23 protein-coding genes, 1 tRNA gene and 2 pseudogenes are annotated in these 20330 nt (G+C 57.2%); 7 read left to right on the top strand and 19 right to left on the bottom strand.

The features are described 5' to 3' along the window. Positions 1 to 60: 60 nt before the first annotated feature. Positions 61 to 291, bottom strand: a pseudogene (locus DWF74_RS26455) (DnaB-like helicase N-terminal domain-containing protein); the annotation flags it as partial. A 118-nt stretch (positions 292 to 409) separates the two neighbouring features. Between DWF74_RS26455 and DWF74_RS26450 the strand changes: the two are divergent. The 4 genes and pseudogenes from DWF74_RS26450 to DWF74_RS26435 all read left to right on the top strand — a co-directional run. Beyond that, entirely contained in the window at positions 410 to 1204 is a 795-nt protein-coding gene (locus DWF74_RS26450; protein WP_346330274.1) for a LexA family transcriptional regulator, read from the top strand. A gap of 123 nt (positions 1205 to 1327) precedes the next feature. Beyond that, the gene (locus tag DWF74_RS30510; RefSeq protein WP_162884126.1) at positions 1328 to 1687 is read left to right on the top strand and encodes a hypothetical protein; all 360 of its coding nucleotides are present in this window, start codon (positions 1328 to 1330) and stop codon (positions 1685 to 1687) included. After that, positions 1684 to 2076: a hypothetical protein gene (locus DWF74_RS26445; protein WP_162884125.1), complete on the top strand. Its 393-nt coding sequence runs from the start codon at positions 1684 to 1686 to the stop codon at positions 2074 to 2076. Before DWF74_RS30510 ends, DWF74_RS26445 begins: the two co-directional genes overlap by 4 nt. A gap of 631 nt (positions 2077 to 2707) precedes the next feature. Further along, positions 2708 to 3121 (top strand): annotated as a pseudogene (locus DWF74_RS26435) (integrase); the annotation flags it as partial. An 87-nt stretch (positions 3122 to 3208) separates the two neighbouring features. On the opposite strand, the gene DWF74_RS26430 reads toward DWF74_RS26435, so the two are convergent. From DWF74_RS26430 to thrS, 9 genes are all read right to left on the bottom strand, one after another. After that, positions 3209 to 3285: transfer RNA gene (locus DWF74_RS26430), tRNA-Pro, on the bottom strand. An 88-nt stretch (positions 3286 to 3373) separates the two neighbouring features. Further along, positions 3374 to 3730 (bottom strand): MerR family transcriptional regulator, encoded by a 357-nt coding sequence (locus tag DWF74_RS26425; protein WP_007920509.1) that lies wholly within the window; start codon positions 3728 to 3730, stop codon positions 3374 to 3376. After that, positions 3711 to 4013 carry an integration host factor subunit alpha gene (gene ihfA, locus DWF74_RS26420; RefSeq protein WP_002553164.1) on the bottom strand — a complete coding sequence of 101 codons (303 nt, stop codon included), beginning with the start codon at positions 4011 to 4013 and terminating at the stop codon, positions 3711 to 3713. Before ihfA ends, DWF74_RS26425 begins: the two co-directional genes overlap by 20 nt. Positions 4014 to 4016: 3 nt before the next feature. After that, the gene (gene pheT, locus DWF74_RS26415; RefSeq protein WP_115581995.1) at positions 4017 to 6395 is read right to left on the bottom strand and encodes a phenylalanine--tRNA ligase subunit beta; all 2379 of its coding nucleotides are present in this window, start codon (positions 6393 to 6395) and stop codon (positions 4017 to 4019) included. A 35-nt stretch (positions 6396 to 6430) separates the two neighbouring features. Next, positions 6431 to 7447: a phenylalanine--tRNA ligase subunit alpha gene (gene pheS, locus DWF74_RS26410; RefSeq protein WP_011060419.1), complete on the bottom strand. Its 1017-nt coding sequence runs from the start codon at positions 7445 to 7447 to the stop codon at positions 6431 to 6433. Positions 7448 to 7557: 110 nt separating this feature from the next. Then, on the bottom strand, positions 7558 to 7914 hold the full coding sequence (rplT, locus tag DWF74_RS26405) for a 50S ribosomal protein L20 (protein WP_016963673.1): 357 nt from the start codon (positions 7912 to 7914) through the stop codon (positions 7558 to 7560). A gap of 30 nt (positions 7915 to 7944) precedes the next feature. Then, positions 7945 to 8139 (bottom strand): 50S ribosomal protein L35, encoded by a 195-nt coding sequence (gene rpmI, locus DWF74_RS26400; RefSeq protein WP_002553160.1) that lies wholly within the window; start codon positions 8137 to 8139, stop codon positions 7945 to 7947. Between the two features lie 60 nt (positions 8140 to 8199). Continuing rightward, the gene (gene infC, locus DWF74_RS26395) at positions 8200 to 8751 is read right to left on the bottom strand and encodes a translation initiation factor IF-3 (RefSeq protein ID WP_169893379.1); all 552 of its coding nucleotides are present in this window, start codon (positions 8749 to 8751) and stop codon (positions 8200 to 8202) included. After that, complete coding sequence (gene thrS, locus DWF74_RS26390; protein WP_115581994.1) at positions 8751 to 10673, bottom strand: threonine--tRNA ligase; 1923 nt, start codon at positions 10671 to 10673, stop codon at positions 8751 to 8753. The genes infC and thrS overlap by 1 nt, the downstream gene beginning before the upstream one ends. 386 nt (positions 10674 to 11059) lie before the next feature. Here thrS and DWF74_RS26385 point away from each other — a divergent pair, with 386 nt between their 5' ends. Continuing rightward, positions 11060 to 11359 (top strand): hypothetical protein, encoded by a 300-nt coding sequence (locus tag DWF74_RS26385; protein WP_102863612.1) that lies wholly within the window; start codon positions 11060 to 11062, stop codon positions 11357 to 11359. Positions 11360 to 11651: 292 nt separating this feature from the next. Continuing rightward, positions 11652 to 11864, top strand: a complete 213-nt coding sequence (locus DWF74_RS26380; protein WP_003179963.1) for a cold-shock protein — start codon at positions 11652 to 11654, stop codon at positions 11862 to 11864. 70 nt (positions 11865 to 11934) lie between these two features. Here DWF74_RS26380 and DWF74_RS26375 read toward each other — a convergent pair whose 3' ends face one another. Together DWF74_RS26375 and DWF74_RS26370 are read right to left on the bottom strand one after the other, a co-directional pair. After that, on the bottom strand, positions 11935 to 12246 hold the full coding sequence (locus DWF74_RS26375) for an I78 family peptidase inhibitor (protein ID WP_102863613.1): 312 nt from the start codon (positions 12244 to 12246) through the stop codon (positions 11935 to 11937). Positions 12247 to 12408: 162 nt separating this feature from the next. Continuing rightward, on the bottom strand, positions 12409 to 12714 hold the full coding sequence (locus DWF74_RS26370) for a hypothetical protein (protein WP_102863615.1): 306 nt from the start codon (positions 12712 to 12714) through the stop codon (positions 12409 to 12411). A 164-nt stretch (positions 12715 to 12878) separates the two neighbouring features. Between DWF74_RS26370 and DWF74_RS26365 the strand changes: the two genes are divergently transcribed. Continuing rightward, a complete protein-coding gene (locus DWF74_RS26365; protein WP_102882485.1) occupies positions 12879 to 13091 on the top strand; it encodes a hypothetical protein in 213 nt (70 codons plus the stop codon). A gap of 33 nt (positions 13092 to 13124) precedes the next feature. Here DWF74_RS26365 and DWF74_RS26360 read toward each other — a convergent pair whose 3' ends face one another. Genes DWF74_RS26360 through DWF74_RS26330 form a run of 7 tightly spaced genes read right to left on the bottom strand, consistent with a single transcriptional unit; the run spans position 13125 to position 20103 of the window. After that, the gene (locus DWF74_RS26360) at positions 13125 to 14153 is read right to left on the bottom strand and encodes a nucleoside hydrolase (protein WP_102863619.1); all 1029 of its coding nucleotides are present in this window, start codon (positions 14151 to 14153) and stop codon (positions 13125 to 13127) included. Between the two features lie 42 nt (positions 14154 to 14195). Continuing rightward, positions 14196 to 14600 (bottom strand): D-ribose pyranase, encoded by a 405-nt coding sequence (gene rbsD, locus DWF74_RS26355; RefSeq protein ID WP_102863620.1) that lies wholly within the window; start codon positions 14598 to 14600, stop codon positions 14196 to 14198. After that, positions 14597 to 15514 (bottom strand): ribokinase, encoded by a 918-nt coding sequence (gene rbsK / locus DWF74_RS26350; RefSeq protein ID WP_115581993.1) that lies wholly within the window; start codon positions 15512 to 15514, stop codon positions 14597 to 14599. Before rbsK ends, rbsD begins: the two co-directional genes overlap by 4 nt. Positions 15515 to 15538: 24 nt before the next feature. Then, entirely contained in the window at positions 15539 to 16558 is a 1020-nt protein-coding gene (locus DWF74_RS26345; protein ID WP_102863624.1) for a LacI family DNA-binding transcriptional regulator, read from the bottom strand. Between the two features lie 3 nt (positions 16559 to 16561). Beyond that, positions 16562 to 17539, bottom strand: coding sequence for an ABC transporter permease (locus DWF74_RS26340; protein ID WP_102863626.1), 978 nt, complete (start codon positions 17537 to 17539; stop codon positions 16562 to 16564). Beyond that, on the bottom strand, positions 17536 to 19089 hold the full coding sequence (locus tag DWF74_RS26335; RefSeq protein WP_115581992.1) for a sugar ABC transporter ATP-binding protein: 1554 nt from the start codon (positions 19087 to 19089) through the stop codon (positions 17536 to 17538). The genes DWF74_RS26340 and DWF74_RS26335 overlap by 4 nt, the downstream gene beginning before the upstream one ends. Positions 19090 to 19146: 57 nt before the next feature. After that, positions 19147 to 20103 (bottom strand): sugar ABC transporter substrate-binding protein, encoded by a 957-nt coding sequence (locus tag DWF74_RS26330; protein WP_115581991.1) that lies wholly within the window; start codon positions 20101 to 20103, stop codon positions 19147 to 19149. Positions 20104 to 20330 lie beyond the last annotated feature (227 nt).

Below are 20330 nucleotides of genomic sequence, written 5' to 3'. Positions count from 1 at the left end.
TTACTGTATGCACATACAGCATTGGATTCGAGGTAGTACCGTGCACACCGAAGACACCGACACAGCCGACGACTGGCTGGGCAAGCAAGTGATCTGGTCAGAAACCGTCAGGAAGTCCACAGACTTGCCAGCAGACCGAACAGCCATGATGCCGCGGTAAACCTCAGCGTTCTCAGGGAAGTAAAACGCTTCGGCTGACAGGTCGTCGCTCAGGGTGTCGATCAGCTCAGGGCGCTGCATCATCGCGCCAAGCAGGCCGTGTTCAGCCTCGATGCTGTAGGGATCACGCATTGTAATTGCCCTCCACAACCTTCACGAAGTTGCTCGGGGCGATCACCCGCGTCTTCAATCGTTTTCTTGAGCGGCCGCATAAGGCCTCCGAGTCAAATATGAACTTACAGTACATATTATGTCGGAACTGAAAGTACATGCAAGCGCATGCGACCATGAACCCATGGTTCAGATAGAAGAAATACGCAGGGCGTTCGTGCAACGCCTGAAAGAAGCTCTCGCAGCCAACAACATGGCTGAATGGGGGGCAGGTGCTCGCCTGGCAAAAATGGCCGAGGTAACTCCGAAGGCGGCGAGCAAATGGTTGAATGGTGAGTCAATGCCGGGAGGCGCAAAAATGCTTGCGCTGGCAAAGGCCCTTTCCGTCCGGGTTGAATGGCTTGAATACGGCCGCGGACCAATGCGCGAAGAGCCAAAGACCAACAAGCCTGAGATGCTTCGGGAGGAAGCTGCAACCTACCGCGCTTTCGACCTGGCCAGTGATCCATCATATACCGGCGTGAACCAGCACACTGCCCGGGCAGCGGCCGGCGATGGCGAAGAGAATTCACATGTCGAGATTCGCGGCGTCCTGGCGTTCAAATCCGAATGGCTTCGGCTCAACCGGCTCAACCCGAAAAACCTGGATGTGATCTATGCGAACGGATCCAGCATGGAGCCCACAATCAACAGTGGCGACGTGCTGCTAATCGACCGTTCCAGGATTGAGCCGAAGGATGGCCAGATTTTCGCGATGTACAGCGACGCCAAGGGCACGATCGTCAAGCGCTTGATCCAGTCTGATTTCGACGGCTGGCTCATTCGAAGCGACAACCCGGACAAGACGAAGTACGGCGACCAGACCTTGAGTGATGATGACATCAACGAGGTCCGCATCATCGGGCGCGTGGTTTGGCGCGGCGGGATGCTGTAAGAAGGACTCAATGTAGATGAGCGATGCCAGAGATAAGAACCGGAAAATGGATCGCTACCTCCTGCGCAATGTTTGGAGCGAGTCTCGACTCATAGACCAAATAATTTGGCGATTAGATGATTCATGAGCAGCGAAAACAAGGAGTTACAAATGCCGAATGAAGAAGCTAGCGAGGTTGTTATAACCTCTGGCTCCGAAAGAAAGCAAAAAATTGGGACAGTGCCGCTGCAGTTACTCGTGAGCTATCTTGAGCAGATGAGGCCGGGTAGATCTTGCGTTTTCTGTTCAGGAGGCGTCTACAATCCTGCCCCCTCGCCAGCTGGCAAAACGGCTGGCGTGATAGCTACACCATCCGCAAATATTGCTAAAGTAGGAGTGTGGTTCTTCATCGCTACCTGTAACCAGTGCGGCGATACGCGATTCTTTCATGCTCCTCAGACCTATGACGCTATTGCAGCAGAGCAAGGGTGGTCAGAGCTATGACTGCGCACACCTACTTCGACGCGGTAGAGTGCCAAGGCTACAGCTCATCAGATGATGTGGCTTATTTGGGCTTCTTCTCATACCTCGACAACACGGAAACTTCGGTGGTCGTCGGGGTGGATACCGAAGAAATTTTGGTGATGTACACTTCCTACATGCATAGGATTGCAATTGAAAATAGGAGGTCAAGTATGAAGGACTATCTGCATTACGACCTAGCGGACGTGCCCGTAATGATCGGCGCAGGATTTTTCATCAGCTCAATCTCTGGACTCTCCTGGACGCTTGTTTCCGATGCCCCGGCACCATCCGGACTAGGTATTGCAACGGCAGTTGCCGGCCTTGTTGTTGGGGCTATCGTTTCGGTTAAAGCGAGGGAGTCGCGATGACCCTATTTGAGGCTGCTGACATTTACTTTGCAAATCTTCAGCCCGCCAGCACTCTTGTTGGCGTGTTAGTAGGGGTCTTCTGTTTCATATGGTACAAGCTTGAATCCTCTAGAGTTTTTGAGTGCCTGGTAAGAGGGTTCGCATTTTCTACGCTGCCTAATGGCTTGGCGTTTGTGTTCTGTTCGGCCTACCCTGCCTATACTTCAAAGATTTCAGATTCTTCAGCGGCATTCCTTCTGGGTGGGCTGGCCCTTATGTTCATGCCATTCGCCGTGACTAGGATAGTGAACAAATATTTAGGGCAGTCCAGCCCAGCCGTAGACTGACCCAGTGTCTTGAGTGCCAATCATAAGCCCGCCGCCGAGCGGGCTTTTTTGTGCCCGCGAGAAAAATATGTACTTTTGGTACTTGACCAATGTGAACCATTGGTACATATTTCACCCAGCGCCGCGACAAACACCGCCGCGCCAGGCCCTCAAAAGGCCCCGCTCTTTAGCTCCACCCCTTGCCGGATCACAACCGGCCCAGATTCAAAGGCAGCGATGAACCGGCCTCAACGGTTCAGAGGGTTGGCACGGACAGATCACACCCCGATGCGGAGAAAGCGCATCACTTGCGAAATCTACTCGGCGATGCGGCATGGATCCGGTTCAAGGTGACCGAAGAACTACAGGCAGTGATCAGTCGGTGCCGGGACGACATCGTCTCGCCTTACCTGATCCATCGCCGGCCAGACCGCAAGAAGCAGAAGCAGGCGCAGACGAAGGATCACTGGACGCAGGTCGAAGAACGATATTTGACGCGAGCCTTCAAAGAAGCCCGTGAGGCGGCGGGTTGCTACAAGGGATGGAAAGAGGAGGAAATGCCGGGCTTCCATGAAGTGCGGGCGCTGTCGCTGCACCTGTATCAGAAAGCCGGAAAGGACGGTCAGAAGATCGCCGGCCACGCGAGCGAGTCCATGACCAAAAACTACCAGAAAGACCACGCCGAAATTGTTTGGTCAGAAGCGATTCCAGACCTAAATATCAGCGAAATTACCGGTTAGTTTTGCGCAAGTTTTGCGCGGGTTTTGCGCAGGCACAAAAAAGCCGATCATAAGATCGGCTTAAGTGTCTGATTTTACTCAGGAATATGGTCGGGACGGAGTGATTCGAACACTCGACCCCTAGCACCCCATGCTAGTGCGCTACCGGACTGCGCTACGCCCCGACTAGGCGTGAAACCTGTTTCACTTCTCAGGAAACGTTGAGGAATATACCGCAAGCTTTTGAAAAATGGAAGTATTTAATACGATGAATTACTTCTTGAGCACCACAAGCACATCTTCAAGCTCAGAGATCATCTGACGGATCAGTTGCTTGTATTGGGTGGTGTCGTCTTTGGCCTCATCACCGGAAAGGCGCAAGCGCGCTCCACCGATGGTAAACCCCTGATCATAAAGCAACGCGCGGATCTGCCGGATCATCAACACGTCCTGGCGCTGATAATACCGGCGATTTCCGCGGCGTTTGACGGGGTTGAGTTGAGGAAACTCTTGCTCCCAATAACGCAGCACATGCGGTTTTACCGCACAGAGCTCGCTGACTTCACCAATGGTGAAGTAGCGCTTACCCGGGATGACCGGGAGCTCGTCGTTATGACTTGGTTCCAGCATAAGCCTCAACTCGGGCCTTCAACTTCTGCCCTGGACGAAAGGTGACCACACGGCGAGCCGTGATCGGGATTTCTTCACCCGTTTTCGGGTTGCGGCCAGGACGCTGGCGTTTATCCCGAAGGTCGAAGTTACCGAAACCGGACAATTTGACCTGTTCGTTATCTTCGAGAGCGTGCCTGATTTCTTCAAAGAAAAGCTCGACCAATTCCTTGGCCTCGCGTTTATTCAGGCCTAGCTCTTCGTAGAGACGTTCGGCCATTTCAGCTTTCGTCAGAGCCCCCATACGTCACTTCCTTAACGTGGCGTTCAACCTTTGTTCGAGCGAGGTGAGGATGTTTTGTGTCGTGGAGTTCACCTCATCGTCATTAAGAGTGCGCGATGGATGCTGCCAGGTCAAGCCGACGGCAAGGCTTTTTCTATGCGGATCAATGCCTTTACCCTGATAGACGTCAAAGAGCCTGAGGTCTGTCAGCCATTCGCCTGCATTTTCACGAATTACGTCCAGTACCGCGCTCGCCGCCACGTCACGATCCGCCAGCAATGCCAGGTCACGGCGTACTTCTGGGAAACGCGAAAGCTCGTGGAACTTCGGAAGACGACCTTGAGCCACCTCGCCCAGAACCAGCTCAAACACGTAAACCGGACGATCCAGGCCGAGGTTTTTTGCCAGTTCCGGGTGAATAGCCCCCAGATAACCGACCTCACGACCATCACGCTCGATACGTGCGGTCTGACCAGGATGCAGCGCAGGATGCTTGCCCGGAGCAAAAGTGAATTCATCCAGTGCGCCAGCAAGGCCCAACACTGCCTCGACATCCGCCTTGACGTCAAAGAAGTCGACACCGTCTCGACCTTGCGCCCAACCTTCAGGCAAGCGACTGCCGCAAACGACGCCGGCCAACATTGGCTGCTGCTTCAAGCCTTCCAGTTGACCGATAAAGCGCAAGCCGCTTTCAAACATGCGGACGCGATCTTGCTGACGGTTCAGGTTGTGCTGAAGTGCCTTGACCAGGCCAGGCCACAAAGAAGCGCGCATGGCCGCCATGTCAGCCGAAATCGGGTTGGCCAATAGCAGCGGTTCAACACCTGGATTGAACTGCTCAAACAATTTCGGATCGATGAAGCTGTAAGTGATTGCTTCCTGATAACCACGGGCTACCAGCAGACGCCGCAGGGCAGGCAGATCACCTTGCGCTTCCGCCTTAGCCTGAGGAGCCAGACGAGCCTGCGGATAACGAACCGGCAAACGGTTGTAGCCGTAGAGACGCGCCAACTCTTCGATCAAGTCGACTTCAAGGCTGATATCGAAACGGTGGCTTGGCACTTCAACGCGCCACTGGTCTGCACCATCAGCAGTGACTGTCAGGCCCAACGCCGTGAGCAGACGCTCGACCTCGGGACCGTCGATTTGCATGCCCAGCATCTGGGTGATGCGCTCAGCGCGCAGCGTCACAGGTGCAACAGATGGCAAGTGCTGCTCGCTGACAGCTTCGATGATCGGACCAGCTTCGCCGCCAGTGATCTCCAGCAACAAGCCAGTTGCACGCTCCATGGCCTCGCGAGCCAACTGCCAGTCCACACCACGCTCATAGCGATGAGAAGCATCGGTATGCAGGCCATAGGAACGGGCTTTGCCAGCAACCGAAATCTGGTCGAAGAAAGCGCTTTCCAAAAACACATCGCGGGTGTTTGCGGTAACGCCACTGTGCTCACCGCCCATAACGCCAGCGATTGCCAGAGCACGGGTGTGGTCAGCAATCACCAGGGTATCGCTACGCAGGGTAACTTCCTGGCCGTCGAGCAGCACCAGTTTCTCGCCCTCTTCGGCCATGCGCACCCGAATGCCGCCGTTGATTTCGGCGAGATCGAAAGCATGCAGCGGTTGGCCCAATTCGAGCATCACATAGTTGGTGATATCCACCGCCGCATCGATACTGCGCATGTCGGCGCGACGCAAGCGTTCAACCATCCACAGAGGGGTCGGCTTGGACAAATCGACATTGCGAATAACCCGACCCAGATAGCGCGGGCAGGCCGTCGGAGCAAGCACTTCCACAGGGCGTACTTCGTCGTGCACTGCGGCAACCACTTTCACTTCAGGGCGCTGCACTTTAGCGGCATAGAGCGCACCGACCTCACGGGCCAGACCAGCAAGCGACAGGCAGTCACCACGGTTTGGAGTCAGATCGACCTCAATACTGGCATCGTCCAGGTTCAGATAGACGCGAACGTCCTCCCCCACCGGAGCATCGGCCGGCAGCTCCATCAGACCATCGCTGCCTTCGCCAATCTGCAGTTCGGCTTGGGAACACAGCATGCCGTTGGATTCAACGCCACGCAGCTTGGCTTTCTTGATCTTGAAATCGTCCGGCAGCTCGGCGCCAATCATCGCGAATGGGATCTTCAAGCCTGGACGCACGTTGGGTGCGCCGCAGACCACCTGGAAGGTTTCCGCGCCATTGCTGACCTGGCACACACGCAGCTTGTCGGCATCCGGGTGCTGCTCGGTGCTCAGCACCTCGCCCACCACTACACCACTGAAATCACCGGCGGCTGGCGTTACGCTATCAACCTCAAGACCGGCCATCGACAGACGAGCAACCAACTCGTCGCGACTTACTTGCGGGCTAACCCAGCCACGCAACCATTGTTCACTGAATTTCATCCTGCTCTCCTAATAGATTCGTTACGGACGCGCGACTAGCGAAATTGCGCAAGGAACCGCAAGTCGTTGTCGAAGAACAGGCGCAAGTCATTGACACCGTAACGCAGCATGGCCAGACGCTCGGCGCCCATGCCGAAGGCAAAGCCCTGGAACTCTTCCGGGTCGATCCCGGACATACGCAGCACGTTCGGGTGAACCATGCCGCAACCCATCACCTCCAGCCAGCCAGTCTGCTTGCAGACACGGCAGCCTTTACCGCTGCACATCACGCATTCCATATCAACTTCAGCGGAAGGCTCGGTGAACGGGAAGTAGGAAGGACGGAAACGTACGGCCAGCTCTTTTTCAAAGAACACCCGCAGGAACTCTTCAATGGTGCCTTTCAGGTCGGCAAAATTGATGTCGCGATCCACCAGCAGGCCTTCGACCTGATGGAACATCGGCGAGTGAGTGATATCGGAGTCGCTACGATACACACGGCCTGGGCAGACGATGCGAATCGGCGGCTGCTGCGATTCCATGGTGCGGACCTGTACCGGCGAGGTGTGGGTGCGCAACAACATGTTCGCATTGAAATAGAAGGTGTCATGCATCGACCGGGCCGGGTGATGGCCAGGGATGTTGAGCGCCTCGAAGTTGTGATAGTCGTCTTCAACCTCAGGGCCTTCGGCGATGCCGTAGCCAATGTGGGTAAAGAATTGCTCGATACGTTCCAGGGTCCGCGTAATCGGGTGCAGACCGCCAGAGGTCTGGCCACGGCCCGGCAGGGTTACGTCAATGCATTCGGCGGCGAGCTTGGCGCTGAGTTCCGCCTCCTCGAAAGCGGCTTTGCGCGCATTGAGAACCTCTGTCACACGCTCCTTGGCCACGTTGATCAGCGCACCGACTTGCGGGCGCTCTTCGGCAGGGAGATTGCCCAGGGTCTTCATCACCTGAGTCAGCTCGCCCTTCTTGCCAAGGAAGTGAACCCGGATCTGCTCCAGGGCATTGATGTCTTCAGCGTGTTGCACGGCCTCAAGTGCTTGAGAAACCAGCGCATCCAGGTTTTCCATGTACAGACTCCAGATACAAAATAGGGGAAGAGCTTGAAGGCTCTTCCCCTATTTATGACGTTTAACACCAGAGCCCACGAAAGGTGAGCCCGGATGACTGTCGGGGGTACTTAAGCCAAGGTGGCTTTAGCTTTCTCGACAATCGCAGCAAACGCCGCTTTTTCGTTCACTGCCAGATCAGCCAGAACCTTACGGTCGATCTCGATGGACGCCTTTTTCAGGCCAGCGATCAAACGGCTGTAAGACAGACCGTTGGTACGAGCACCAGCGTTGATACGAGCGATCCACAGAGCGCGGAACTGACGTTTTTTCTGACGACGGTCACGGTAGGCGTATTGGCCTGCCTTGATTACCGCTTGCTTGGCAACACGGAATACGCGCGAGCGTGCGCCGTAGTAGCCTTTAGCAAGTTTCAGAATTTTTTTGTGACGTTTACGGGCAATGACGCCACGCTTTACACGAGCCATGAGTTACTTCCTCTATTCTTGATCCAAAAATTAACGAAGGCGCAGCATGCGCTCGACTTTTGCCACGTCAGACGGATGCAGCAAGCTGCTACCGCGCAGTTGACGCTTACGCTTGGTCGACATTTTGGTCAGGATGTGGCTCTTGAAAGCGTGCTTGTGCTTGATACCGTTAGCAGTTTTCAGAAACCGCTTAGCAGCACCACTTTTGGTTTTCATCTTTGGCATGTTCGGATACTCCGCATTCAGTTGATAAACATAATCAGAAGGCCTGCCGTGCCCTGTTGATTACTTCTTCTTTTTCGGGGCGATGACCATGATCAGCTGGCGTCCTTCCATCTTAGGATGCTGTTCGACCGAACCGTACTCTTGCAGATCAGCTTCAACCCGCTTGAGGAGTTCCATCCCCAGCTCCTGGTGGGCCATCTCACGGCCGCGGAATCGCAAGGATACCTTGGCCCTGTCCCCGTCACTCAGGAAACGTACCAGGTTGCGCAGTTTTACCTGGTAATCCCCTTCCTCCGTCCCTGGACGAAACTTGATTTCTTTAACCTGAATCTGCTTCTGGTTCTTCTTCGCAGCAGCAATCTGCTTCTTCTTTTCGAAGATCGATTTGCCGTAATCCATCACCCGGCAAACAGGTGGGACTGCGTCGGCGGAAATCTCCACCAAATCCAGCTTGGCTTCTTCAGCTATACGAAGCGCTTCATCAATCGAGACGATGCCAATCTGCTCGCCGTCAGCGCCAATTAACCGAACCTCGCGTGCCGAGATATTCTCGTTGATCGGGGCTTTCGGTGCAGCTCGTTTATCTTGTCTCATATCACGCTTAATAATAATTACTCCGAATCTTGGCGACCACGCCGGGAAACCGCTTGTGCGAGGAACGCCGAGAATTGGTCCACAGGCATCGAGCCCAGGTCTTCACCTTCACGGGTACGCACAGCGACAGTCTGCATCTCGACCTCCCGATCTCCAATAACCAAGAGATAGGGAACCTTGAGCAAAGTATGCTCGCGGATTTTAAAGCCGATCTTTTCATTTCTCAAGTCGGACTTGGCACGAAATCCGCTTTGATTGAGTGTTTTTTCTACTTCAAGGGCAAATTCTGCCTGTTTATCAGTGATATTCATCACCACGGCCTGAGTCGGAGCCAGCCACGCAGGGAACGCGCCCTCGTAATGCTCGATCAGAATCCCGACAAAACGCTCGAAGGAGCCGAGAATCGCCCGGTGTAGCATCACCGGATGCTTACGGCTGTTGTCTTCGGATACGTATTCAGCACCCAGGCGGATCGGCAGGTTGAAATCCAACTGCAAGGTACCACACTGCCATACACGCCCCAGGCAGTCTTTCAACGAGAACTCGATCTTCGGACCATAGAACGCGCCCTCGCCCGGCTGCAGATCATACGGCAACCCGGCACTATCCAAAGCCGCAGCTAACGCATTTTCCGCACGATCCCACAACTCATCGGAACCCACGCGCTTTTCAGGACGAGTGGAAAGTTTCATCTCGATGTCCTTGAAGCCGAAGTCGGCATAGACATCCATAGTCAGCTTGATGAACGCAGCGGACTCGGCCTGCATCTGATCTTCAGTACAGAAGATGTGAGCATCGTCCTGGGTAAAACCGCGCACACGCATGATGCCGTGCAACGCTCCCGAAGGCTCGTTACGGTGGCAAGCACCGAATTCGGCCAAGCGCATCGGCAGCTCGCGGTAGCTCTTCAGGCCCTGATTGAACACCTGCACGTGGCACGGGCAGTTCATGGGTTTGATCGCGTAGTCGCGGCTTTCCGATTCGGTGGTGAACATGTTCTCGGAATAGTTGGCCCAGTGCCCGGACTTTTCCCAAAGGCTGCGATCGACCACTTGCGGAGTCTTGATCTCCAGATAGCCGTTTTCACGCTGCACCTTGCGCATGTACTGCTCGAGCACCTGGTACAAAGTCCAACCATTGGGGTGCCAGAACACCATGCCCGGCGCTTCTTCCTGGGTATGGAACAGCCCCAAACGCTTGCCAATCTTACGATGGTCGCGCTTTTCGGCCTCTTCGATACGCTGGATATAGGCAGCGAGCTGCTTCTTATCCGCCCACGCAGTACCGTAAACCCGCTGCAATTGCTCGTTTTTGGCGTCGCCGCGCCAGTAGGCACCAGACAACTTGGTCAATTTGAACGACTTCAGGAAGCGCGTGTTAGGCACGTGCGGACCGCGGCACATGTCGACATATTCTTCGTGATAGTAGAGGCCCATTGCCTGTTCATTCGGCATGTCCTCCACCAGGCGCAACTTGTAGTCCTCGCCACGAGACTTGAACACTTCAATCACTTCGGCTCGCGGGGTGACCTTCTTGATCACGTCGTAGTCTTTCTCGATCAGCTGCTGCATGCGCTGTTCGATAGCCGCCATGTCTTCGGGCGTGAAGGGACGCTCGTAGGCGATGTCGTAATAGAAGCCTTCATCAATGACCGGGCCGATGACCATCTTGGCGGTCGGATACAACTGCTTGACCGCATGCCCTACCAAGTGAGCGCAAGAGTGGCGAATGATCTCAAGCCCCTCTTCGTCCTTTGGCGTGATGATTTGCAGGGTTGCGTCGCTGTCGATCACATCGCAGGCGTCGACCAGCTTGCCATTGACCTTGCCGGCCAAGGTGGCCTTGGCCAAACCGGCACCGATGGATGCGGCGACCTCAGCTACGGAAACCGGGTGATCGAATGAACGTTGACTGCCGTCGGGAAGAGTAATGGTGGGCATGGCGCCTCCTCTCCTAGTGGTGACCCCTACCAAAGGTCACGTGGGTTGGGATGAGCCAGTACGCGATTCAGTCCGGCCGTTCTGTAACAAACGCCTGCCTCACAGTGGCAAGAGCCTTGCGGCCAACCGGGAAACCGAACCAGAGTGACTGGGGTTCAAATCAAAATTAATGAGGCATAGACCGCGAGGGAGAAGTGCAACACCCAAAGCTTGAAAACACCCAAGCCGGGCATGCTAGCACAGATAAATCGCAAGCACCGCGCAGCAAGTTTCCCAAAAGATACTTTCCGGTCTTTTATTGAAGAAAGTGAACTTGCGATGTACGCCGAACCTCAAATACCAAGAGAATCGTCGTCCTTGCTATCGACCTCAGGAGAACTCGACTCATGCGCCTTACCCAATTGCTTACCCTTGCCGCCCCACTCGCCCTGCTCCTGCCCTTGAGCGCACAGGCTGCATGGCCTGCCGGAGCTCGTGCCGACTATATGAAGGATTGCACTGCAGCAGCCAGCCAAAGCATCGACGCCAAAAGCGCCGAGAAACATTGCGCCTGCGGTGCAGACAAGCTGAATGAAAAATTCACCACCGATGAAATCAAGGAGCTGATGAGTAAATCCAAGCAACCTAGTGCAGAACTGAGAACCCGAGCCCTGGACGCCATCGCTGCTTGCCGAGTGGTCAAATAACCAACCACCGCTCGAAACAGGCTGTACCAAGGCATGTCAGCAGGCCTAAAACGCGGTTTTTTTCACAATTTACGCAGCTTTTACGGGTTTTTTTATCACCGTTTGTTTTCCGCGAAAGCCCCTTAAACCGGGGCCTACAGGCAAATCGAACGGCAAAATACACGGACACACCGGGCAAAGAGCACCTACAGGGGGCTCCCAAGCCGAACATTTCGACTATGATAGCTCGGTGTGCCCAGTTGGCCTGAGCAGCACAGCACTACTGAAAATATATGTTTCTTGGAGATACACCATGTCTAATCGCCAAACCGGCACCGTAAAATGGTTCAACGATGAAAAAGGCTTCGGCTTCATCACTCCTCAAGGTGGCGGTGACGACCTGTTCGTACACTTCAAAGCTATTGAAAGCGACGGTTTCAAAAGCCTGAAAGAAGGCCAAACCGTTTCCTTCGTGGCTGAGAAAGGCCAAAAGGGTATGCAAGCTGCACAAGTTCGCCCTGAGTAAGTTTTCAGCGAGCTAAAAAAACCCCGTCCATGTGACGGGGTTTTTTATGCGCGGGCAAAAAGCCTAACCCTCAACCACAGTTGACCCGAGTAACCACCAGGCCGGCATCGGTATTGAGGTTCAGGCGGTCGGAGCGGTACTCCAGAGTAATCATGTCATTAGGCTTGAGGAAACGCGCATATTGCGCTCCTGCGCGAGTACGGGCCTGCTCCAGCAGTTCGGGAGAAGCCTTCTTGCCGACGGCAAATTCGGCAGCTGTTGCTTCACAACGCGTGTGCCCGGATTCAGAGGCCACAGGTTCCTTTGTCGACCCGGTGGTGCTGCATCCACTGAGGACAACAGCGGCCAACAAGGTTCCGAATGAAGCGAGCTTCCAAGGCATGAAGCCTCCTTTTCAAAATTAAGCAGAGATCGTGCGACAGCCGATTTGGCTTTTGGTTTCAAAACAAAATGGCCTTTTGCCCTATGTCACGGACAGCGAGTAAGTCTGCCTCAGGCATCGCGACACTTTCACAGGACAATCGTCACTGAATATGAACAGTACTCAATAGATATCGATGTAGTCGAACGCCGGTTTCGGCCAGTTCTGCTTGAGTGCATTGAAGATCTGCATTACCCAAACCTCATCACTGGCAGCCACGTTACCGACATAGCCGGATCCGGCGGCCCAGGTTTCCAGGCGAAACAACAAACCCTCGATGTCGACACCTCCCACCACTCCCGAAGAGATGTAGGCAATCCCGGTCCTGGTGACACGCAACTGGGTATGCACGTTGTCACTGGCCGAAGCCAGAAGCTGGCGCACCGCCTCCAGGGTCAGGGCATCAGGCTGATTCAAATCGATTTGCACAGAAGCTTCCTTGAGCGCAGGAAAAGCGCCAGTGTCGCATAGCCCCCGCTTGATGCCTAAGTCGGAGTGCCAAACGCCCGGCAACATGGTTAACTCTGCGACGCAGCAAACACCCGCCCAGGCCCGGCCCTGGCGCCCGCCTTATCCGAATTCGTGAGACTTTCATGGCCACCGTGAGTATCGACGCCGACATCAAAGCCAAATGGCCCCAGGGCCAGTGCTCCTACAGCCCAGGGAGCCCGGAAGAATTGGCGATCATTGGCATAGACCTACTGGTCAAGGAGCTGGGAACCCAATCCGCCTGGGCGTTCATTGAGCAGGTTTTCGAGAAGTACCCTGCTGATCACCCAGGCGCACAGGACCCGGAACGGGAATAGAACCCCGCAGGCAGGAGCCTGCGGGGGCGCTGCTTACTTGAGGCGAGCCAGACGCTCGGTGAGCAAGTCGAAAAAGCCCTGAGCATCACCGTTCTCAACCCAGAACACGTTCTTTTCCTGCTTCAGGCCGTCGTACCAGTCGACGATGGTCTGGCCGAACGTCGGCCCTTCACGACTGTCGACAACCATGTTGGCCTGACGCCCGCTGAACAGCTCAGGCTTGAGCAGATAGGCGATCACCGTCGCATCATGCACCGGGCCGCCGGGAATACCGTAGTGCTCCATGTCGCCCTTGACGTACTCATTGAGGATATCCCCAACCACCTTGCTGGCATTGTTGTTCAAGGCGGCGATCTTCTGCAGTCGCGCCTCGCTGGTCAGCACCTTGTGGGTGACATCCAGTGGCAGGTAGGTCAGCTTGACGCCACTCTTGAGCACCACTTCGGCCGCTTGAGGATCGGCGAACAGGTTGAACTCTGCCACCGGGGTGATATTGCCGCCATTGAAGTGCGCGCCCCCCATGACCACCACTTCCTTGATGCCCTGGGTAATATCCGGCGCCTGGATCAATGCCAGTGCCAGGTTGGTTTGCGGCCCCAACATGGCAATGGTGATGCTGTGGGGCTTGGCCGCCCGCAACGTATCGATCAGATAGTTGACCGCATTGCCCTTGGCCAGCGGCGCTTTGGGCTCATGCACAGTCACCCCGGAAATGCCTTCCTTGCCGTGAATATTCTCGGCATAGATCGGCGTGCGCAGCAGCGGTTTTGGCGCCCCGGCGTAGACCGGTACTTCATCGCGACCAGCCCACTCACGGGCCAGGCGCGCATTGCGCGAGGTCTTGTCCAGGCGTACGTTGCCCGCCACCGTGGTCAAGGCACGAATATGCAGCTCCTCGGGCGATGCCAGGGCGAACAACAGAGCCACCACATCGTCGGCCCCCGGGTCGGTGTCGATGATCAGATCGATTTTTTCCGCCGCCTGAGCGCCGGTAGCAGTGAGTAGAGACAAGAGCAGCAGACTCCGGAACCAGTGTTGAAACAGCAGAGCATAGCGGTGCATGGCGCACTCCTTGTGCAAGGTAAGGAAAAGCCGGACAGCGGCCTAGAAGGTCACCCCGGCAACCAGGGCGATGTTGCAATACGGCTGGCACTCTCCCGTGCGAATCACTGCACGAGCCTGGCGACTGAGCACCTTGAAATCTTCGTGACTCATCAGTCTGCGCGCCCCGAGCTCGCCACTGAGGTTAAGCACGTCCAGCCCCAGTAAAGGCTGCGGCCGCTTGAGCAGAATTTCCTCGGCCAGCACGTGACTCTCCACCTGCATCTCGCTGAGCAGCACCTTGAGCGTGCCGAGAAAATCGGGCACGCCGTGGGTCAGGGCCAGATCGATCAATTCGACGCCAGGAGGCACCGGCAGACCGGCATCACCGATCACCACAATGTCGCCGTGGCCCAAAGAGGCAATCAAGCGTGACAGGGCAATATTGAGCAAAGGTGTCTTTTTCATGAAGGGACAAAGGCCTGTACGTCGGACAGTGTGGGAATGGAAGGTTGTGCACCGGCGCGCGTCACCGAAAGCGCCGCAGCGACCTGACCAAAGCGGATCGCCTCGGCCTCACTCTTGCCGGCAGCCAGGGCGGCGGCAAAACCACCGACGAAGGTATCCCCCGCGGCCGTGGTGTCGATGGCCTTGACCTTGGGCGTCGGAAAATGCTCGAAACTGCGGCCATTGGCAAACAGCGAACCTTGTGCCCCCAGGGTGATGATGACCTTGCCGGCACCGGCGGCGATCAAACGACCGGCCGCAGCTTCGGCGCTCTCCAGCGAGTCCACCGCCACGCCACTGAGGGCGGACGCCTCGCTTTCATTGGGAATCAGGTAGTCGATCGAGCCGTACCACTGCTCCGGCAGCGGGCCGCTGGCCGGCGCCGGATTGAGAATCACCATCTTGCCCAGCTCACGCCCGCGCTTGAGGGTGTACCCCACCGTTGCCAGGGGCACTTCCAACTGACAGATGATCACGTCGGCCTCCTGCAACACCCGATCAAACCCGGCAACCTTCTCGGGGCTGAGCAGGCCGTTGCCACCGGCGACGATGACAATTGCATTCTGGCTACTGTCATCCACCACGATCAGGGCTACGCCGCTTGAGCCCTCTACCACGCTCACCGCCTGGCAATCGATCTGCTCGGCGAGCAAGGCACTGCGCAATTGCTCGCCATAGGCATCATCGCCAACACAGCCGACCATCGACACCTGCGCCCCCAGCCTCGCGGCCGCCACTGCCTGATTGGCTCCCTTGCCACCGGACACCGTCGCAAAGGATTTGCCAATCAGCGTCTCGCCTCCTCGCGGCAAGCGCTCGGCCCGGGTCACCAGATCCATATTGAGGCTTCCCACTACCACTACTTTTGCTGGCATACATCGATACTCAATCATTTGGATTCAGCGGTACTCGGCAAATGCGCTACTGAGCGGCGCTGTCGATTCCCGCAAGACAATATTCGGCGTAACGATGCGCTGGTCGACCGGCAACTCCCGCGCAGCGATCCGGCGCAGCAGCAACTCTGCCGCGGTCTCCCCCAGTTGCAGGATCGACTGACCCACCGTGGTCAGCGCCGGGTAGACATAACGGCTCATGAGAATGTCGTCGAAGCCGATCACCGAGAGCTCACTGGGTACACGGATATTGCGCTCCGCCGCGGCCCGCAACACACCGATGCCCATCATGTCGTTAGCGGCGAAAATGGCGCTTGGCGGGCGCCTCTCAAGCAACTGCGCCGCAGCCCGATAACCACCAGTGCTGCTGAAGTCACTTTCCAGGATGCGCCCTGCTGGCACCTCGACACCGGCTTCCTGCAACGCCTGGCGAAACCCCGCCAGACGCATCTGCGCCACGCTGGTGTTGGCCGGCCCGCCGATACAGGCGATGTCCCGGTGCCCCAGCTCCAGAAGGTGCCGGGTCGCCAGGTAGGCACCGTAATGGTGGTCGATACGCACCAGATCGGCGTCCACCCCTTCCAGCCCACGGTCGACAATCACCATCGGCGTGCGCACCCCGGCCAGGCCCTGGGCCAGACCACTGTCGCCACCAGCGGATGTCACAATCAGCCCGTCGATGCGCTTTTCCAGAAGCACACGCAGATAGTTGCGCTGCTTGTCCGGGTTATCGTCGGAGTTGCAGAGGATCACGCAGTAACCGTTGCGTTCGCAGTAGTCCTCAATCCCTCGTGCCAGTTCGGCGAAGTAGGGGTTGAGACTGTTGGGCACCAGTAGGCCGATGGTCGCGGTGGTCTTAGCCTTGAGTGAACGAGCCACCGCACTGGGTACATAGTCGAGGCGCTTGATCGCCGCCTCGACCTTGACCCGCACCTCTTCACTGACCGGCCGCGTCTTGTTCAGTACATGGGACACCGTGGTGTAGGAAATCCCCGCCAGCGCTGCCACATCCTTGATTGTTGCCATGAATCAAACCCGCCGATTGGCGCGCTGGCTGCGATAGGTGTCCAGCACCACGGCAATCACAATGACCGCGCCGGTGATGATGCGCTTGGTCGGTTCTGATGCGCCGATTTGCGCCAGGCCTGCAGCCAGCACGGAAATAATCAAGACGCCGAAGAAGGTACTGATCACCGAACCGCGTCCGCCCATCAGGCTGGTGCCGCCAATCACCACCGCAGCGATGACCTGCAACTCCAGACCGGAGCCCGCATTCGGGTCTGCCGCTTCCAGGCGAGAAATTTGAAACAGCGCTGCAATGCCCGCCAACAACCCCATCAGGCTGAACACCAGGATCTTGTAGGGTTTGGGATTGATCCCCGCCAGACGCACCGCCTCTTCGTTGGTACCGATGCCGATCAGGTAGCGGCCGAACACGGTGCGCGTCAGCACCGCCTGGGCCAGGAAGATAATCAGCAGGGCAATGATAAACGACGGCGAAATGCCAAAGGCAATCGGATTCGACAACCAGGCGAAGGCATCACCGATATAGGCCGTGCGCGAGCCGGTCATCTGATAGGCAACGCCCCGGGCCATTTCCAGCACCCCCAGGGACACAATGAACGACGGGATACGCCAGGCCACAGTGATCGAGCCGGTGATGGTTCCCGCCAGCGCTGCACAGGCCATGCCCAGCAATGCCGCAGGTACCACGCTCCAGCCCCAGCCGAGAATCGCCACGCTGACTGTCGAGGCCGCCAGGGCCAGCACCGACCCCACGGACAGATCGATGCCACCGATGATCAGGACGAAGGTCATACCCACCGCCAGCACCATCAGGTCGGGAATCTGGTTGGCCAGGGTGCTGAAGGTGTCATAGGAAAGGAAGTGGCTGCTGAGCAGGGAGAACAGGACGATCATCCCCAACAACGCCCCCGCCAGACCCAGGTAGGTGCCGAGGCCGTAGTAATGGCCGCCTCGCTTGCCGCTTGCAGGTGCAGTTTTCATGATGCATTCCTAGGCGTCGCTTCGCTGAGCAACGCATCTCGTTTTTGATAGCCGGCAAAGGCGGCGGCAAGCAATTCGTCCTGGGTCCAGCTGTCACGCTCGAAGGTGTCGATCAGACGCCCGGCGGAGAGCACGCCGATGCGATCACAGATCAACATCAACTCGCGCAAGTCGCTGGACACCACCACCAGGGCCTTGCCCTGGCGGGTCAACTCTCCCAGCAAGCCATAGATATCGAACTTGGCGCCGACATCGATACCGCGAGTGGGCTCGTCGAACAGCAACACCGAGCAGTCGCGCTCCAGCCAACGGCCGATCACCACTTTCTGCTGGTTGCCGCCGGACAATTCGGACACCAATTGCGCCGGACTGGAACTGCGAATGCGCATGGCATCGATCTGCCGCCGGGCCAGTTGCTCTTCGTCCTGGCCATTGACCAGGCCGCCACTGGAAATAGCCGGCATGTTGCCCAGGGCGATATTGGCGCTGATGGACTGGGTCAGCAGCAGCCCTTCGCCCTTGCGATCCTCAGTGATCAACGCAATGCCGTTGGCCACCGCATCCACCGGGGAGCGAATGGTCACCGGACGGGCCGGCGTGCCCAGGGCAATGCTGCCGCTGTCGGCGACGTCGGCACCAAAGATCAGCCGCAGCAACTCGGTACGCCCTGCCCCGATCAGGCCGGAGATACCGAAGATCTCGCCACTGCGCACCTCGAAGGACACATCACAAACCTTGTCCGAGCGACTGAGGTTGCTGACCGTCAGCGCCGGCGCACCGATCTTGCGCTCGCCCAGGTCAATGTGTTCGCCCAGCTCGCGCCCCACCATCAGGTTCACCAACTGTTCGCTGTTGTAGTTGGCCATGGGCTCGACACACACCAGGCAACCGTCACGCAACACAGCAATGCGCTGAGCCACCCGTGCCAACTCTTCCAGGCGATGAGAGATATAGATGATGGACACGCCCCGAGCCTGCAGGCGAGTGATCTGCTCGAAGAGCATCTCCACCTCACGGGAAGTGAGCATGGCCGTCGGCTCATCGAGAATCAGCACATGACAGTCGCCGATCAGGTTGCGGGCGATCTCCACCATCTGCTGGTGACCGATGCCCAATTCACCCACCAGCGTGTCGGGATCGATAGCGTCCAGGCCGACCTGGGCCATGGCCTCGATCGCCGCCTTGCGCAATTGCTTGCGGCTGATCCAGCCACCACTGCTGGGCAGGTTGTCGAGAAACAGGTTCTCGGCCACCGACAGGGTCGGCAGCAGGTTGAGCTCCTGCATGACCATGCGAACCCCCGCCTCTTCCGCCTGGGTCCGGCTACCGGGACGATAGTCCTGGCCATTGAACTGCATGTGGCCGGTGGTGGGGCTGACCAGACCACCGATGATCTTCGACAAGGTGCTCTTGCCGGCGCCGTTCTCACCGGTCAGGGCCAGCACCTCCCCGCGCATCAGAGTCAGATCGATGCCGGTCAATACCGGTTGTGCATAGGTCTTGCCGATACCGCTGACCGAGAGGACAGCGTTCGCAGCGGAAACTGACATAAGAAACTCTCCATGCGCTCGCCCGAACGGGCGAGCGCCGTTGTGCCGCCGGAAGGACTACTTGGTGACCAGCTCAACTGGAGTTTCGATCACGCCGTTGGCACCGCTGTCGACTTTCTCGCCCTTGAGGATCTTCAGCGCGGTCTCGATGCCGAACACCGCCTGCTTGGCAGCGAACTGGTCGGCAGTGGCCAGGACCCGGCCATCCTTGAGCATGGGTTTGATGGCGTTGATATTGTCGTAGCCCACTACCTGGACCTTGCCTGCCTTACCGGCGGCCCGCACGGCGGAAACCGCCCCCACTGCCATGCTGTCGTTACCGGCCAGCAATGCCTTGAGATTCGGGTACTCGCTGAGCATCGCCGAGGCCACACGGTTGCCTGCGTCGATTTCCCAGTCGCCGGATTGCAGCGAGACCACCTTGATCTGCGCGGCGTCCATCGCGTCCTTGAAGCCAGCGGTGCGCTGCTGTGCGTTAGTGGTGGTGGAGACCCCTTCGATGATCCCCACTTCGTCGCCGGCCTTCAGTTGCTTGGCCAGGTACTCACCCACCAGGCGAGCCCCCTTGCGGTTGTCCGGCCCCACGAAAGGTACGCTGATGTTCTTGCTTTTCAGCACACCGGGATCGAGTTGGTTGTCGATATTGATCACGGTGATCCCGGCATCCACCGCCTTCTTGATCACTGGCACCATGGCCTTGGAGTCGGCGGGTGCAATCACCAGGGCATTGACCTTGGAGACGATCATCTGCTCGACGATGCGGATCTGGTTGGCGGTATCGGTTTCGTCCTTGATGCCGTTGGACACCAGCTCGAAATCGGCGGAATGCTCTTTCTGATAAGCCTTGGCGCCGTCTTCCATGGTCAGGAAGAACTCGTTGGCCAGGGACTTCATGACCAGGGCGACCTTGGGTTTCTGCGCGGTGTCGGCATGGGCCGAAGAGAGAGGGAGGGCAGCGGATGCAGCAGCCAGAACAGCAACAGCGAGTAGACGTCCAGCGAAGGGCAGCTTCATGAATTCACTCCGATCTTATGATTATTGTGAGCAGCGTCCGCACGGCAGGGTGAGCAGGCCGTCATCAGCAGGGATGGGAGGCCGGTGCCGCACTTTGGAAAGATAGACGATTGTCGTTGTCCAAAGGCCGCGCAAACGTTTGCGTAAAACGAACTATGCGAACCTAGCCAGAGTTTGTCAACGCCGATCAGTGTCTGGAAAAAGCAGACAGACAGGGGGGGCAAAAA

Origin of the sequence: Pseudomonas protegens (genome assembly GCF_003363755.1) — a bacterium.
Taxonomy (GTDB): Bacteria; Pseudomonadota; Gammaproteobacteria; order Pseudomonadales; family Pseudomonadaceae; genus Aquipseudomonas; species Aquipseudomonas danubii.
This window is presented reverse-complemented; position numbering and strand designations above follow the sequence as displayed.